We start from the raw sequence: 13814 nt of genomic DNA, 5'->3' as shown, positions 1-13814 counted from the left end.
CTAATCTTTGATTAAGGAACCCCGAAATTATCCGACTGCGGAGGATAATTCTGCCCACGGCGGTGAAGGTGTTTTCAGTTACTTAGAATTATTCGGGTAACTGAAAATATATCTTGCTGTGTCTTTGAGGACACAAGAATCCTCCGCTTGTCGGATTGGTTTGTGAGTATAATAACTCATTTGGAATATTAGTCAAACCGATGGAGTGTATCCACCGGCTTGACCGGTTCTACCGTAATCCGCTCAGAGTTTGCGCCACTGCTCGATATCCTCCCGGTAGGTTTCAAGATGCAGGCGGGCGAGATTCTCAACGAGTCCCGACGCACTCATGCCATGCCCGCCGAGACGGCGGACAATCCCGTCCAGTCGGTCACGCACTTCACCGCTGACGAACACGGGTTTGCGGTCGGTTAGACAGGAACTTGCAGGTAAGCGGTACGGTACTCGTCCAGCGACAGCCTGCGTTGTTTGCTGCTGACACGCTTCTGTGGCACTGCCACATCTTCGGGCGTTCCGCCTGACGGTTCATCCACCGTAGTTGTTTCCGCTTTTTTCGTGACGATCTTGCCGGGTTGTGCCAGCGGTTCCGGATCCAGACCGATATTCCGGTAGAAGTCGTCCATAGACTTCTCACTGCGGGATTCCCTGCGTCCCATTCTTTCCACGATTTCACGAGCCTGCTGCTCACTGATACTTGGTTCTCTTTTCATTGTCATAAAACAGGTTGATTAAGTTATTACTGTGGTCTTGGTCAGTACCTTGACCGATTGTTGCAAGCAAAGTAAGACGTTTTAGTACCGTCAGTCAATAACTTGGATTCGATTAGGCAATATTGTGAGACTTTGCTTTATGGTGATAGAGATATTGGTGAGGACTTCACAGATTTGCCGGATATGAATAACCGGAAGAACAAAGGTGCAATCACAGTCAGGCTTGAATTAAGCCCTTGTTTTTTCTCTTGCCACATTCCTGATTTCCGGAATTAAGAATATAGCCCCAATCTGTGCCAACCTCTACCAACCTGTGCCACATGCTTCCACTTCCGGGAAATCCATTGCCGGATAACAGATTATGTATTCCTTTGCGGCAAAAGAAACAGTAACAATAAAAAGTATGTATATGGAAATCGTATCAATTGAAAGAAAGACCTTTGAGGCGATGGTCGCCAAGTTCGACCGTTTCGTCAGTCGCATGGATGCCATCTGTCAGCGGCACGGAGAGAAGACAATGGACGAGTGGATGGACAATCAGGACGTTTGCCGGATACTCAACATCAGTCCACGCACATTGCAGACGCTTCGGGACAACGGGACGCTGGCTTACTCGCAGATAAACCACAAGACCTACTACCGTCTCGATGATGTACAGCGCATTGTTTCCGTTGTGGAGGACAGGCGCAAAGAAGCAAAGTTCAAAGGAAGAACTATATAAACTTGATGAAATGAACGAAGTAAACTAACAATACCCACTAAATCCAAAGTAACATGAATGAACTGATTAACAAGGACAACGAGTGGATAATCCACTTCATGGGCAGTCTCGACCGTCTTTTGGACAGCTTCGAACATTTGACCGCCAATTACCGCCCGACACTGAACGGTGAACGTTTCTTCACCGACAAGGAGGTGTCGGCACGGTTGAAAGTGAGCCGCCGGACACTTCAGGACTATCGAAACAAAGGACGCATAGCCTATATCCAGTTAGGCGGTAAAATCCTCTACCGTGAATCCGACATCGAAAGGATGCTTGCTGACGGCTACCGCTCCGCCTATCGGCTGACAGGCACATGATTTTCTTGAAAGAGCGCAGTTTGCCGTCTGCCCTATGGTTGCATCAGCAACGGACTTTCGGCAAAAAGAGAAAGGAACGGCTTACGGACGAAGCATCAAAATTCCGCTTCGTCTGTAAGCCGTTCCTCTCTTCTTTCTTCTGATTTCCCATCAGTCGCTTATTTCCGTTGCCGGATGCTTTTCAAGCGTATGGCAGGCAGTGGCAAGGTTTTCGGGCTGAATACACTCCAAAGGAGGAAGATTCTGTTCGAAACGGCTTTGCCGCCCGACCTTGCCGCTGCCATCAAGCCATACGCTACCTTTGCATCCGTGCATCGGGAACGAGAGACTGGCGGAATGAACCTCAACTATACCATCGGTTATTACCTCTGACGCTGGCAACAAACAGTGTAATCGGTGTAGCCTTCTTAATGGTGCTAATTTCATTTATTATAAACCGTCTGAACAAGACACTCTCTTTACTGCATATTCTGAATGCAATGGCGATAATCATTTCAAGGCTGTAAACATCATAACTGATTCCATCCGCTTGCCTGAGATACTTCATTGTATCAAGTTCATTCAGTTCCTTGTTCTTGTAGATGGAACGGATGGCCTTGCGGACGTGGCAGGAAAACACGCCGAACAGGTCGGCTATCTCTTGTTGCGTCATCCATACGGATACGGTCGGCATCGTGACCGCACCCGTTTCACTGATTGTTATTATTCCTCTATTCATTGTCACTTGATTTTAGTTTCATCACTTGATGCACACTCCTTTTTCCAACCGCTGTAATTTCCGCATTTGAACACCCGTGACGGCATACCGTCATCGGGCAACGCATATTTGCCTTTGGTATTTTCAGACAGGGTTTCCAAATCCCTGCTCACTTTGTGGTTGGTTATCTCGGCATATATCTGGGTGGTGCGTATGGAATAATGTCCCATCATCTTGCTGATGGTTTCTATCGGAACCCCGTTGCTCAGGCAGATAAGGGTCGCAAAACTGTGGCGTGCCTGATAGAATGTCAGGTGACAGCCCAGACCGCACTGTTCGGCTATGATTTTAAGGCTGCGGCACAGGTTACAGGTCTGCGGGACGTAAAACAATCTTCCGTCCTTGCCTTCCCCTTTGTATTTTTCGATAATGCGGAGAGGTATGTCAAGAAGTTTGATATGGCACTCCGCCTTGGTCTTCTGCCGCGCGATGTGGATCCATTTGGAACCGTCCTCCTTCGTGATGATGTTGTCTTCCGTCAGGTTTGCCAGATCTGCCCTGCCGATGCCCGTGAACACCGAAAAGACAAACAGGTCGCGTGTATGGCACAGGCGGTAGGTCGGCAGTCGGGCATTGAGCAGCTTCTCGAATTGTTCCCCGGTCAGGTGGCGGTGGTTTACCGGCACTTTCTCAACCTTATGCCCGGCAAACGGGTCGCGCTTAAGTATGTGCTTCTTCAAAGCCAGCCGCGTCATCTTGTGCAGCAGGATCAGATAGTCATTGTAGGCGGAAACTTTCAACCGCAGTACGGTTGAAAAATAGAATGTGAAGTCGGTCATGAATTTCATCGTCAGTGAACGCAGCGGAATGTCCTCCAAATCATATTTGTATCTCAGGAAATTGTATATATGCTTGCGCGTGGTAAGATAGCGGACATAGGAATGCCGTGTCCGGTCAACGCCTACACGTTTGGCATATTCCCCGTTATGTTCGTCAAACAGGGACAGCAATGTCTCTTTGACATCGGATTTCCCGGTGACTGCATTCTTGATGATTTCCGCCGAGACGAAGCCATAAGAGTCCACGTTTCTTTTGTAGGCGGATTTCGCTTTCTCCTCCAAAGCCTCCAATAATGAGTTCAGCCTGTTCAACTCATTTCTTTTTTCGCCGGTGATGTTTCCGGTCTTACGACCGTCCGTGAATGCCTTGCCCACTTTTGCATCCCATAAGTCAGGCTCTATTTCCAACCCTGTGGAATACTGGCTTATCTTCCCGTCGAGGGTGACCCGTCCCATAATCGGGCATCTGCCGTTTCTCTTTATTTTCAGGCGGTTGATATAAAACAATAGTTTGAATGTGCTTCGCATGGCTTACCCTTCCATTATTTTGGTTATATACTCCCTTTGCTTCAAGCTCGGATTGACTTTCCGTTGGCTGTAGTCTTTCAGAATGGGTGACGGGGCGGTGTCGATGCCGGACAAGGAGAACTTGCTTCCAATAACACCGTTCAGGCAGTCCACGTCCCGGTCTATTTTATCCTGCGTGACTTTTGCGTACCGCTGGGTGGTGGTGATATGCCGGTGCCCCATGATTTTGCTGACGGTCTCTATCGGGATTCCCTGTGACAGACAGATGATGCTTCCGAAGGTGTGACGTGCCTGATGGAATGAGACCGGACGGTTGATGCCGCACATCACGGACATCTTTTTCAGGTGTCTGTTCATGCTCTCCTTGGTCAGCATCGGAAGGAGTTTCCCGGTGCTGTCCATATCCTTGTATTTTTCAATGATATTCAGCGGTATCTCCATCAGCCGGACACATTCGGGCGTGCCCGTCTTCTGCCTTTCCGTGTGAATCCACAGGCTGCCGTCGTCCGCCCTCACCAGATTGGCGGCTGTCAGGCTTCTCATGTCGCAGTAGCAGATACCCGTCCAGCACGAGAACAGGAACATGTCCCTCGTGAAATTACGGTTGGGGGTGTCATAGGTAGTGTTCGCAAACCTGTCAAGCTCGTCTTCTGTCAGGTACATCTGTTTGAAAACTGGTTTCTGCGGCGCATAGCCTTTGAACGGGCTGAAAGGGACGATGCCGCGGAACACGGCAAGCATCATCACGCTTTTCAGGCGGTTGACATGTCCGAGTATGGTCCTGGGCATGAAACGCCTTGTCGTGCGCATATACATATCAAACGCCTCGATAAAGTTTTCATCCAGCTGCTTGACAGGCATATCCGACACATGGTATCTCTCTTTCAGGAACTCACCGAGTATCCGGCAGGTGTTCCGGTACTGGTAGAACGTGCTTGCCGCCCTGTTCACCCCTACACGCAGGGCATAGTCGCTGTTATGCTCCGCATAGAGCTTCATGATGGTGTCCTGGGTCTCAGCCAGACCTTGGAACACGTTTCTGACTTCCTCCGCCTTCACGACATCCCGGATGTCGGAAAGTTCGTTGAACCGCTTTTGCAACAATAGCAGTACCCGTTCAATCTCCCTGTTTGCCATTGTTGCCGATTTGCTTTTGCCGGTGCAGCGTTGGGCGGTGGCGTTCCACAACCGCACATCGATTTTGAACTTGCACGCGAATTGCGCGATGGAGTTCACCTTTCCCCTGACGGATATTCTGCCCATGAGCGGAGAAAAGCCGTCCTTGTCCTGTACGCCGCGCTTGATGTAGAGCAGCACTTTCATTTCTGTTTTCATGCGTTACTTTTTTTGATTGCAATTTTACTCATACTTCGCCAATCGAATGATATGAGAATCAGGCAGAACGGCGCAATCAAAACCGGACGGACAAAATCTGCCGGATAAAGGGGGATTCCCGGATGGAAATACCTTTTAACTGACAGTTTATCCCCTGATTGACTGCATCTAAATGAAATGAAAACAGGTAATGACTTGGTAGCTGAACAGGTTCGTTATTCTACCTGTTTTTGCTATTTACCCAACTGCGCAAACCAACGCAATTTTGCTGCTTTACAACGAATTGCAGTTCTTTTGCCGGATTCCTCTATTGGTCGCATTGATAGTTTTCTATCGCTTCACTGGCTTGGCGTTCAGCGATGTGAAAGACTTGTCACCTGAACACTTGGTAAGAGATAACAAAGGAGAACTTTGGATAAGGAAGAACCGTCAAAAGACAAAAATCATGTGTAACATTCCTGTGTTACCTGTGGCAGCTTCTATACTTGACAAGTATAAAGATGTGGCAGAATGCACTGGAAAACTTTTGCCTGTATTATGTAATCAACGCATGAACAGTTATTTGAAAGAAATTGCCGATGTGTGCGGAATTCACAAAAATCTTAGCACTCACACAGCCCGTCACTCGTATGCCACGAGCATTTGCCTTGCAAATGGTGTAAGTATGGAGAATGTAGCAGAGATGTTAGGTCATGCAGATACCAGTGTGACAAAGCACTATGCAAGGGTACTGGATCAGAATATTTTCAAGGATATGCAAAAAGTAAATAGTAGTTTGTCGGAATTGGCGATATAATAAAGTAGTAGCCACATAAAGAAAAGGATTGGGAATAATGAATTTCATTTTCTCAATCCTTTTTCTTTTATTGTAAGTTTCCCAGAACTCAATATGAAGCATTGACAAAGGTAAGTTCCGTATTTAGCCTGTTCAAGTCCAAGCCCTATGGGTTTTCCTAAAAATCTTCCTCTCCATTACATTCCGAGCGTATTTTTAGAAAAAGACTTGCACAGACTAAATACTTCACTGGAAAAGTCAATGATTCAAATTGAATTCCGAAAAACAATGTTTTTAGGGCTGGCAAGTTATTCTTTCCAGCTTTCAAAATAATGCTTTTGGAGCAGTTTGTCAATATCACTTTGGCGATAGATGATTTTCCCTTTTATCTGGATAAAGGGGATTAATCCTGTATCTCGCCATTCTTGCAAGGTTCGCAAACTGACATTCAACTTTTTTGAAACCTCATTATTGGAAAGAAAACGTTCTCCGTTCAGATGGGGCTTGTAATGCTTGACAATAGATTCAATGCCGTCTAGCATCGAATCAAGCGAAGAAATAAATTCTTTGACTTGTGGGGTATCTTTATTTATTAATTCCATGATTGAAAGATTGTTTTATTGAAATCTTGATTTCAAGATGGCTAGATAGCTGGCTAGTTACGCAGATAGTCACCCAAAGATGAAATGTTAAGTACGTCTTTTGCCGAATCATAATCTACATAGAGCCGTTTGGATTCAGTGGCAATAAAATACTGGCTACCATCTTGCTGTATCTCACAAGTAGCGGGCGAAGCCTGTTTGGTGGTTTCCGATACATATATAATAGAAAGAAGGTACTCTTTATCGCTCCGATAAATGATTATCGTAGGATTCAGATTAACGCTTTCCCATGTGCCGACAATAGAAAACAGGTTGAAGGACGGATAATCTTCTTTAGTTCTTTTCATAAGGCATGATTTGTTTAGGTGATTGATTCAGTGTTTCACTGTCCGCAATAATTCTTTCAATATCGGAAGACTTATAATAAATCTTGCTCCCGATTTGAGAATAAGCCAACCGTCCACTGCTTCGGTAATATTGCAGTGTTCGTTTGCTAAAGCCCAACAACAGGCACACTTCCTGACTATCCAGCCAGTTTCCTACTTTCTGGGTATGAGTGCTGCACAAACTTTCTATTCGTTTGGCAAACTCAATGAACCGTTCGCTGATATACGAAAAGGTTCTCTTTTCAATGGTTACTACTTCCATACTTTTAATTTTTAATGGTTTATAAAACGTGTTGATTCTATTTTCATCGGCAAATGAAAGAAGAATTAAGAGACGTTTTAAAAACTGTCTGGAAGTGGTGAGATTTGACTATTGCTGGCTTCCTATTGAAATAAGAAAACAGATAAATAGTATATATGTTATCGCTGAAATATATTAGATTAAGAATGGATACGCATCATATTGCCTTATTACTTTTTCTGAAACTTGAAGGACTACAGCCTTTGTTTTTTCTAAAGAATTTACTCAAATGGCTTTCATCGGTAAATCCTAGTTCTTCGGCAATCTCATTTATTCTCATTTGACTATGTAACAATCTGCTTTCGACCAATTTTAGTTTATAGCTTAATATGTATTGCTGCATTGTTTCGTTGGTGTGCTTTTTTATATAACGTCCCAAGTAACTTTCAGATATACCAAAATGCTGACTGATTTCTTTTGCTCTAATTTTACCTGTTTGATAGATATTTGCTTGGATATATTGAAGAATATCGAGAGACTTATCATCTGAACATTCATCGACTTGTTGAGGTAAAAACATAGCTATATTTCTTGCCACAACAATAATTATAGTATTTATCAACTGCGTGATAATCTCTTTACTATACAGATTCCTATTTACATACTCGCGAATAATTGTTTCAATCATTGGTTTCACTAATAGCTTATCCACCTTATTTCTAAGGATGCAACCCGGTTGATGATTTGCATGTTGCAAAATAAATTCTAATCTCTGGATATTCTCTGAACCAAATATAGCTGAATGTATATAGATGTCATTAAACTTGATGTTAATGAATTTTGTAGTTGTGTGAATCTCAAAGGAATGAGAATCATTTGGAGTTATCAAGAACAAGTGTCCATCATGATATGGAAACATGTTATTGTTAATCCATTGAATACCTGTTCCTGTTAAGATGTAGACTAATTCAAAAAAAGTATGCTCATGCTCAGTTAATAACGATTCATTATGCTCGTTAAAGCTGATCTCAAACGGTTGATGAAGATTTTCTTTTTTCATTCCTCAAATATAACACATAAAGCGGAATTATACCAATATAGCGAAAATATATACCTATATTTGAAATAAAATAGGTATAACTTTGCCATAAATCAAAATTAGATTATTTATGAACTTTTTAGAACTATCAAAACAGCGTTATTCAGCAAGAAACTATTCTTCTGATATGATTGAGCAAGAAAAACTCGACTACATTTTAGAATGTGCCCGTTTTGCTCCTTCTGCTGTAGACTATCAACCTTGGCACTTTTTTGTCGTAAAAAGTAATAAAACCAAACTACTGATTCAACAATCTTATCCACGTGAATGGTTTACCGAAGCTCCACTCTATATTGTAGTTTGTGCTGACAAATCAATTTCTTGGGTGAGAAAATCAGACAATAAGAACCATGCAGATATTGATGCAGCAATAGCGACTGAACATATTTGTTTAGCCGCAGCAGAACAAGGATTAGGTAGCTGCTGGGTATGTAATTTCGATCCTGATATGCTAAAGGATAATCTTCATTTATCTCCCAATATGTACCCTGTGGCAATTATTTCATTAGGTTATGTAAAACAACCACCTGAAAAATCATCTAAAAGAAAAGATATAACCGAAATAGTTTCAATCTTATAAAAATGTAACAATTATGAAAACAGAAATGGAAAAATGTCTGGCCGGTGAATGGTATGATTGTCATAACCAAGTTTTCTTGGATTTAAAGACCCGAACACATAAGTTATTGATGAAATATAATTCATTACCTTATGAGAATAAAGAAGAAAAACACAGCTTGCTAAAAAAGATGCTAGGTAGTATCGGAATGAAAGTTTCGGTTGCCAGTCCATTTATTTGTGATTATGGCTGCAATATACATATAGGGGATAATGTTACTGTAAATACCGGTTGTACCTTTGTGGATTGTAATAAAATCACTATCGGAAGTAATGTTCTTATTGCCCCTAATGTTCAGCTTTATACAGCAACTCACCCTATTGATTTAGATGAACGGCTAGCGCCTGTTGAAACAGAAGATGGAATAAAACGAGTTCGCCGCACTTACGCTTTGCCTATTACAATTGAGGATGGATGCTGGATTGGTGGAGGTGTAATAATCCTTCCCGGAATAACAATTGGGTACGGTAGTGTAATTGGAGCAGGTAGTGTTGTTACAAAAGATATTCCGGCAAATAGTTTAGCCGTTGGAAATCCATGTAAAGTGATACGTCAAATCAATCAAACTAAGAAACTATGATAAAATTGGTCGCTTTTGATTTGGATGGTACAATTGCCGATACAATCCCAATGTGTATCGAAGCCTTTAAACAGGCAGTATCTCCCTATGCATCAAAAATATTGTCAGAAGATGATATTGTGAAAACATTCGGACTTAATGAAGAGGGAATGATTAAAGAGGTCGTTTCAGAAGATTGGGAAAAAGCTCTGATTGATTTTTATGTGATATACAAAGAAATGCACACAGTCTACATTCAACCATTTGTGGGGATAAGAGAATTGATAACAGAATTGAAGAAGAACTCAATTATTGTATCTTTAATAACAGGTAAAGGTCAAAGGAGTTGTGATATTACGCTTCACCATTTTGAAATGGAAGCTCTTTTTGATAGTATTTCAATCGGATCGCCAGATAGAAACACAAAAGCGGAATCAATGGCGGAACTAATGTTAAAATATAATATCCAACCAGCAGAAATGGTATATGTTGGAGATGAATTTTCCGATATTATCGCTTGTAGTAAAGTTGGAATACAATGCTTATCTGCTGCATGGATAGCCTCACTCTCAAAAATGAAGAAATTAGAAAAGGAAAATCAAGGATATGTGTTTAGTTCTATCAAATCACTTCATTCTTTTCTAAAGAAAGAAGCTCATTTAGTTTAGATTCATATTCGTAGATTGATTTTAGTATTTTCTGGCATAATGGATATTTATTGGTAATATAAAAGCATGAAATCAGGCGTTAAGTCTTTCTATATAATACTTACCATTAAAATTATGCTTATGAATGTATTGTTAAACATGAGGATGTTCGGACTATTCTCTGAAACCTCACAAGAAGTAACTAATAACGAAATGCAAGAAGCCTATGGCGAATTTGTTGAACAGATTAGAACTATAAGTAATGGAAATGATTATTCAACTACTTATCGAATTCTTGCAGCTACCCGTATCGAGATAGCTTTACTTGAAACAATACCTCTTTACGGGCAGGGGGAAAAATGCGCTTAAAAAGCTGTTCATACAAAAGGTACAGGCTACTATTACCGCAGAAATGGAACTGCTGAATCTAAAAATTCAGTACCCCAGCCAATTTCAAAATAGAATAAGCAGCCTTCCACCTTCACCACTCTATTTGACCGACAATACCAACCTAGTTGAAATCATGGAGTTGATTAGTGGACTATTCCTATCACAAAGAGTAGTAACCCATGCCGGAACAAAATCACCATTAACAGAAATTGGGAGAGCATTTGAACACCTCTTTAATATCAAATTAGGAGATGTTCACAAGAAACACGAAAGCGTCATAAAGCGCAAGCCATCTAAAGTAACTGAATTTTTAGATACACTTCGCAAAGCTATTGCCGAAGAAAGTAAAAAGAAAGGCTATCTATAAATCAAGAACTTACCAACAATTGTTAGGGGAGTAGATATACTACACCCCTAACTCATTTGCATCCATTTACCGTACTTTGCTTCATCAATCGATTGAAAATAATAATGTTGAACTAAAAAATGAAGCAAAATGTATATAGACAATGAAAACTTTGAGAAGTGGATGGAAAAGCTATCTAAAAAGCTCACCGTAATCGGACAAGATTTGAAATCTCTTATCAATACTGATACAGTACTAGATGATAATGAGAAGATTCTTGATAATCAGGATTTAGCTTTTCTCCTGAAAGTATCTTTCCGAACTCTTCAACGCTATAGAGTAAATAATCAACTTCCTTATTTCACTATCGGAAGGAAAACCTATTATCGGGCTGTAGATATTCGAGCTTTTGTTCGTGAACGTGCCGATTCCCAAACCTACAAACGGTTTGAAAAAGACAATCAGTTGACAAATCAGCCCTGATAGCAAAATGCAGTAGAAGGAAGAAGCCTGTGTGCGGGCTATTTCTTTGTGTTGTCACCTCGATTTAACAGAAACTGCTTCACCTATCGGTTCAGCCCGTTTCACTAAATCGAGCAAGAGGGAACTGGACAAGTCCTGTTCTTCCCTCTTGCCCTGCGGGGCAAAGCCTTCGGCTTTAGCGTGTTACAAGAACACGCTGTAATGACACCTGTAATAAGCATTTTCTTTTCAATGCTTATTATCAGGTATTTATCTATTCATATTTCTATAAAAAAGTAATTACCATGCCAAACAGCAGTCGAAAAACAATATTTACCACCATTTCCATAGACAAGGAAACGGCAGCTTTGGTAGAGAAGATATGTAAACGCTATTCACTGAAAAAGAGTGAAGTTGTAAAACTAGCGTTCGGGTATATAGATAAGGCGCATATCAATCCATCCGAAGCACCTGAATCCGTAAAATCAGAACTGGCGAAAATAAATAAGAGACAGGATGATATTATCCGTTTCATCCGTCACTACGAGGAAGAACAACTGAATCCCATGATACGGGCAACAAATTCTATTGCTTTGCGTTTCGACGCTATCGGCAAAACTTTAGAAGCTCTTATTCTCTCTCAACTGGAAGCCAGTCAAGAGAGACAAACAGCCGTACTTAAAAAGTTAAGCGAGCAGTTCGGCAATCATGCCAATGTGATAAACAATCAGTCCAAACAGATTAATGCACTTTATCAGATACACCAACGGGACTATAAAAAGTGGCTTCACCTAATACAACTCTATTCGGAACTTTCTGCTTGTGGTGTGATGGATAGCAAAAGGAAAGATAATCTAAAAGCAGAAATTACAAACCTTATAAATACATAAGCTTATGCACATAGACTTTGCTCCACCATCTAACGGCACATATAACAATGCAGGCAGTAGCCGACAGTTAGCATATTACCTCGAACATGAGGATTTAGAAAGGATAGAAAAGGGTATCTATACCGAAGGCTTTTTCAATCTGACAGATAATAATATCTATAAATCAAAGGTCATAAAGGATATAGATACAAATATCGGACAACTCCTAAAAACAGATGCCAAGTTTTACGCTATTCATGTCAGCCCATCGGAAAAGGAACTCCGAGTAATGGGTAACACAGAGCAGGAACAAGCCGAAGCAATGAAACGCTATATCCGTGAGGTATTTATCCCAGAATACGCCAAGAACTTCAACAAAGGACTATCCGAAACGGATATAAAGTTTTACGGCAAAATCCATTTTTCCCGTAACCACTCCGACAATCGTCTGAACATGCATTGCCATTTAATTGTAAGTCGTAAAGACCAATCGAACAAGATCAAAATAAGCCCGCTTACCAACCATCGCAATACTAAGAAAGGCGTTATTGCAGGCGGGTTTGACCGTGCAGCCCTGTTTGAGAACGTAGAAAAGGGATTTGATAAATTGTTCAACTACCATCGACAGCTATCCGAAAAGTTCGGGTATTGTAACACCATGAAGAACAGCCCTGTCATGGATAAACTACTGACGCAAGAGCGTGAACTGAACACCCATGAAATATTTTTTGTTGGCGAAAAGAAAAAGATTGTCGATGTAAAAACAGATAAAAATGTAAAAACGATTTTAGATACTTCAATACAACAGCAAACCAGCTTAACAGTAAACCAATCAATATACCAACAAACAGATAAAAGCAGCTTATCTTCTTTATTACCCATACTTCCATCGGTTATGGAGATCAAGCCAACGGATGAACAACAACTACTGAAACACAAGAAAAAGAAGAAACGAAGACCAAGATTAAGCTGATAAAATTAGACTTTTTTTGTGCTAAAAGTATTTCCGTACAACTTCGTTTATTTCCCGCTCATAGCTTCCCTATCCGTTTTGAAGGGCGGAAGGATTGTCTAAGAATTATTTTTGGCAGTTGAACGACGCCGTAAAAGTGGGACATTGTGTTGTTACAATAACTTATCTTCAAAATTTGCAAGTGATCTTTCCTCTATTTATGAATTAATTAGTATCTTTGAAAACATATAAAAGAAATGAATATGGATGCAATTGATTTCGAAAATCACGATGAGGTTATGAAGATATTTGACTGGTGCAAAAATAACAACCCTTTGGCCCCTACAAGATTAGCAGAGCAGGTTCCAATTTTCGAAGAAAATGCTACTTGGCAACCGATAGCATTCAGGCTCATTAATGAATTTGGGGATATTCAAGACGTTTTAAATAACCTCGATACTAATATGGGAACTTTTTCTTGGGTAGGTTCTATAGTGCCTTTATTAGAATCTCAAAAAGAAATATTCGTCCAGAACCAGAGTCATCCAATTGGAAATGTTTCACAGTGGGCGAATCTTCATTTGGAATATATAAACAAGCGTATTAAAGATGAGAAGAACAGAGATGAAGAAATGTTTCTGTAATAAATACTGGATTGGAAATATAATCGAATAATGT

General features: G+C 41.1%; 19 protein-coding genes and 2 pseudogenes. 13 read left to right on the top strand and 8 right to left on the bottom strand.

Annotated elements, in window-relative coordinates; translation table 11 throughout:
• Nucleotides 1-243: 243 nt before the first annotated feature.
• Nucleotides 244-710 (bottom strand): annotated as a pseudogene (locus tag BHV72_RS11560) (DUF3408 domain-containing protein).
• A 409-nt stretch (nt 711-1119) separates the two neighbouring features.
• Here BHV72_RS11560 and BHV72_RS11555 point away from each other — a divergent pair.
• The 3 genes from BHV72_RS11555 (at nt 1120) to BHV72_RS11545 (ending at nt 2162) form a co-directional block, all read left to right on the top strand.
• A complete protein-coding gene (locus tag BHV72_RS11555; RefSeq protein WP_117988232.1) occupies nt 1120-1431 on the top strand; it encodes a helix-turn-helix domain-containing protein in 312 nt (103 codons plus the stop codon).
• Nucleotides 1432-1484: 53 nt separating this feature from the next.
• Nucleotides 1485-1790, top strand: a complete 306-nt coding sequence (locus BHV72_RS11550; RefSeq protein WP_117988212.1) for a helix-turn-helix domain-containing protein — start codon at nt 1485-1487, stop codon at nt 1788-1790.
• 174 nt (nt 1791-1964) lie between these two features.
• Nucleotides 1965-2162, top strand: a complete 198-nt coding sequence (locus tag BHV72_RS11545) for a hypothetical protein (protein WP_117988211.1) — start codon at nt 1965-1967, stop codon at nt 2160-2162.
• Here the strand turns inward: BHV72_RS11545 and BHV72_RS11540 are convergent.
• Genes BHV72_RS11540 through BHV72_RS11530 form a run of 3 tightly spaced genes read right to left on the bottom strand, consistent with a single transcriptional unit; the run spans nt 2134 to nt 5189 of the window.
• Complete coding sequence (locus BHV72_RS11540; protein WP_117988231.1) at nt 2134-2508, bottom strand: virulence RhuM family protein; 375 nt, start codon at nt 2506-2508, stop codon at nt 2134-2136. The genes BHV72_RS11545 and BHV72_RS11540 overlap by 29 nt on opposite strands.
• 2 nt (nt 2509-2510) lie before the next feature.
• Nucleotides 2511-3854 (bottom strand): site-specific integrase, encoded by a 1344-nt coding sequence (locus BHV72_RS11535; protein WP_117988210.1) that lies wholly within the window; start codon nt 3852-3854, stop codon nt 2511-2513.
• Nucleotides 3855-3857: 3 nt separating this feature from the next.
• On the bottom strand, nt 3858-5189 hold the full coding sequence (locus tag BHV72_RS11530; protein ID WP_286856041.1) for a site-specific integrase: 1332 nt from the start codon (nt 5187-5189) through the stop codon (nt 3858-3860).
• A gap of 328 nt (nt 5190-5517) precedes the next feature.
• On the opposite strand from BHV72_RS11530, the pseudogene BHV72_RS11525 reads away from it, so the two are divergent.
• A pseudogene (locus BHV72_RS11525) lies at nt 5518-5985 on the top strand (site-specific integrase); the annotation flags it as partial.
• A gap of 287 nt (nt 5986-6272) precedes the next feature.
• Here BHV72_RS11525 and BHV72_RS11520 read toward each other — a convergent pair.
• The 4 genes from BHV72_RS11520 to BHV72_RS11505 all read right to left on the bottom strand — a co-directional run bounded on the left by BHV72_RS11520 (nt 6273) and on the right by BHV72_RS11505 (nt 8253).
• Nucleotides 6273-6566 (bottom strand): helix-turn-helix domain-containing protein, encoded by a 294-nt coding sequence (locus BHV72_RS11520; RefSeq protein WP_117988208.1) that lies wholly within the window; start codon nt 6564-6566, stop codon nt 6273-6275.
• Nucleotides 6567-6619: 53 nt separating this feature from the next.
• Entirely contained in the window at nt 6620-6913 is a 294-nt protein-coding gene (locus tag BHV72_RS11515) for a DUF3876 domain-containing protein (RefSeq protein ID WP_117988207.1), read from the bottom strand.
• Entirely contained in the window at nt 6900-7214 is a 315-nt protein-coding gene (locus BHV72_RS11510) for a helix-turn-helix domain-containing protein (protein ID WP_117988206.1), read from the bottom strand. Before BHV72_RS11510 ends, BHV72_RS11515 begins: the two co-directional genes overlap by 14 nt.
• Nucleotides 7215-7410: 196 nt before the next feature.
• A complete protein-coding gene (locus tag BHV72_RS11505; protein ID WP_117988205.1) occupies nt 7411-8253 on the bottom strand; it encodes a helix-turn-helix domain-containing protein in 843 nt (280 codons plus the stop codon).
• A 109-nt stretch (nt 8254-8362) separates the two neighbouring features.
• Here BHV72_RS11505 and BHV72_RS11500 point away from each other — a divergent pair, with 109 nt between their 5' ends.
• From BHV72_RS11500 to BHV72_RS11460, 9 genes are all read left to right on the top strand, one after another.
• Nucleotides 8363-8872, top strand: coding sequence for a nitroreductase family protein (locus tag BHV72_RS11500; RefSeq protein WP_117988204.1), 510 nt, complete (start codon nt 8363-8365; stop codon nt 8870-8872).
• A gap of 13 nt (nt 8873-8885) precedes the next feature.
• The gene (locus tag BHV72_RS11495) at nt 8886-9491 is read left to right on the top strand and encodes a sugar O-acetyltransferase (protein WP_117988203.1); all 606 of its coding nucleotides are present in this window, start codon (nt 8886-8888) and stop codon (nt 9489-9491) included.
• Entirely contained in the window at nt 9488-10138 is a 651-nt protein-coding gene (locus BHV72_RS11490) for an HAD family hydrolase (RefSeq protein WP_117988202.1), read from the top strand. The genes BHV72_RS11495 and BHV72_RS11490 overlap by 4 nt, the downstream gene beginning before the upstream one ends.
• A gap of 120 nt (nt 10139-10258) precedes the next feature.
• The gene (locus BHV72_RS11485) at nt 10259-10486 is read left to right on the top strand and encodes a hypothetical protein (protein ID WP_173664699.1); all 228 of its coding nucleotides are present in this window, start codon (nt 10259-10261) and stop codon (nt 10484-10486) included.
• Complete coding sequence (locus BHV72_RS11480) at nt 10443-10874, top strand: RteC domain-containing protein (protein ID WP_080715581.1); 432 nt, start codon at nt 10443-10445, stop codon at nt 10872-10874. Before BHV72_RS11485 ends, BHV72_RS11480 begins: the two co-directional genes overlap by 44 nt.
• Nucleotides 10875-11003: 129 nt before the next feature.
• A complete protein-coding gene (locus BHV72_RS11475; RefSeq protein WP_007478806.1) occupies nt 11004-11336 on the top strand; it encodes a helix-turn-helix domain-containing protein in 333 nt (110 codons plus the stop codon).
• 284 nt (nt 11337-11620) lie between these two features.
• The gene (locus BHV72_RS11470) at nt 11621-12205 is read left to right on the top strand and encodes a BfmA/BtgA family mobilization protein (protein WP_117988199.1); all 585 of its coding nucleotides are present in this window, start codon (nt 11621-11623) and stop codon (nt 12203-12205) included.
• Between the two features lie 4 nt (nt 12206-12209).
• Nucleotides 12210-13157: a DUF5712 family protein gene (locus tag BHV72_RS11465; RefSeq protein ID WP_117988198.1), complete on the top strand. Its 948-nt coding sequence runs from the start codon at nt 12210-12212 to the stop codon at nt 13155-13157.
• 242 nt (nt 13158-13399) lie between these two features.
• A complete protein-coding gene (locus BHV72_RS11460) occupies nt 13400-13780 on the top strand; it encodes a hypothetical protein (RefSeq protein WP_147347712.1) in 381 nt (126 codons plus the stop codon).
• The last annotated feature ends 34 nt before the right edge of the window (nt 13781-13814 follow it).

Source organism: Bacteroides sp. 43_46, from assembly GCF_001915455.1.
GTDB classification, from domain to species: Bacteria; Bacteroidota; Bacteroidia; order Bacteroidales; family Bacteroidaceae; genus Bacteroides; species Bacteroides caccae.
Note: the sequence above shows the minus strand (reverse complement) of the source record. Positions and strands in the feature narration are given on the sequence as shown.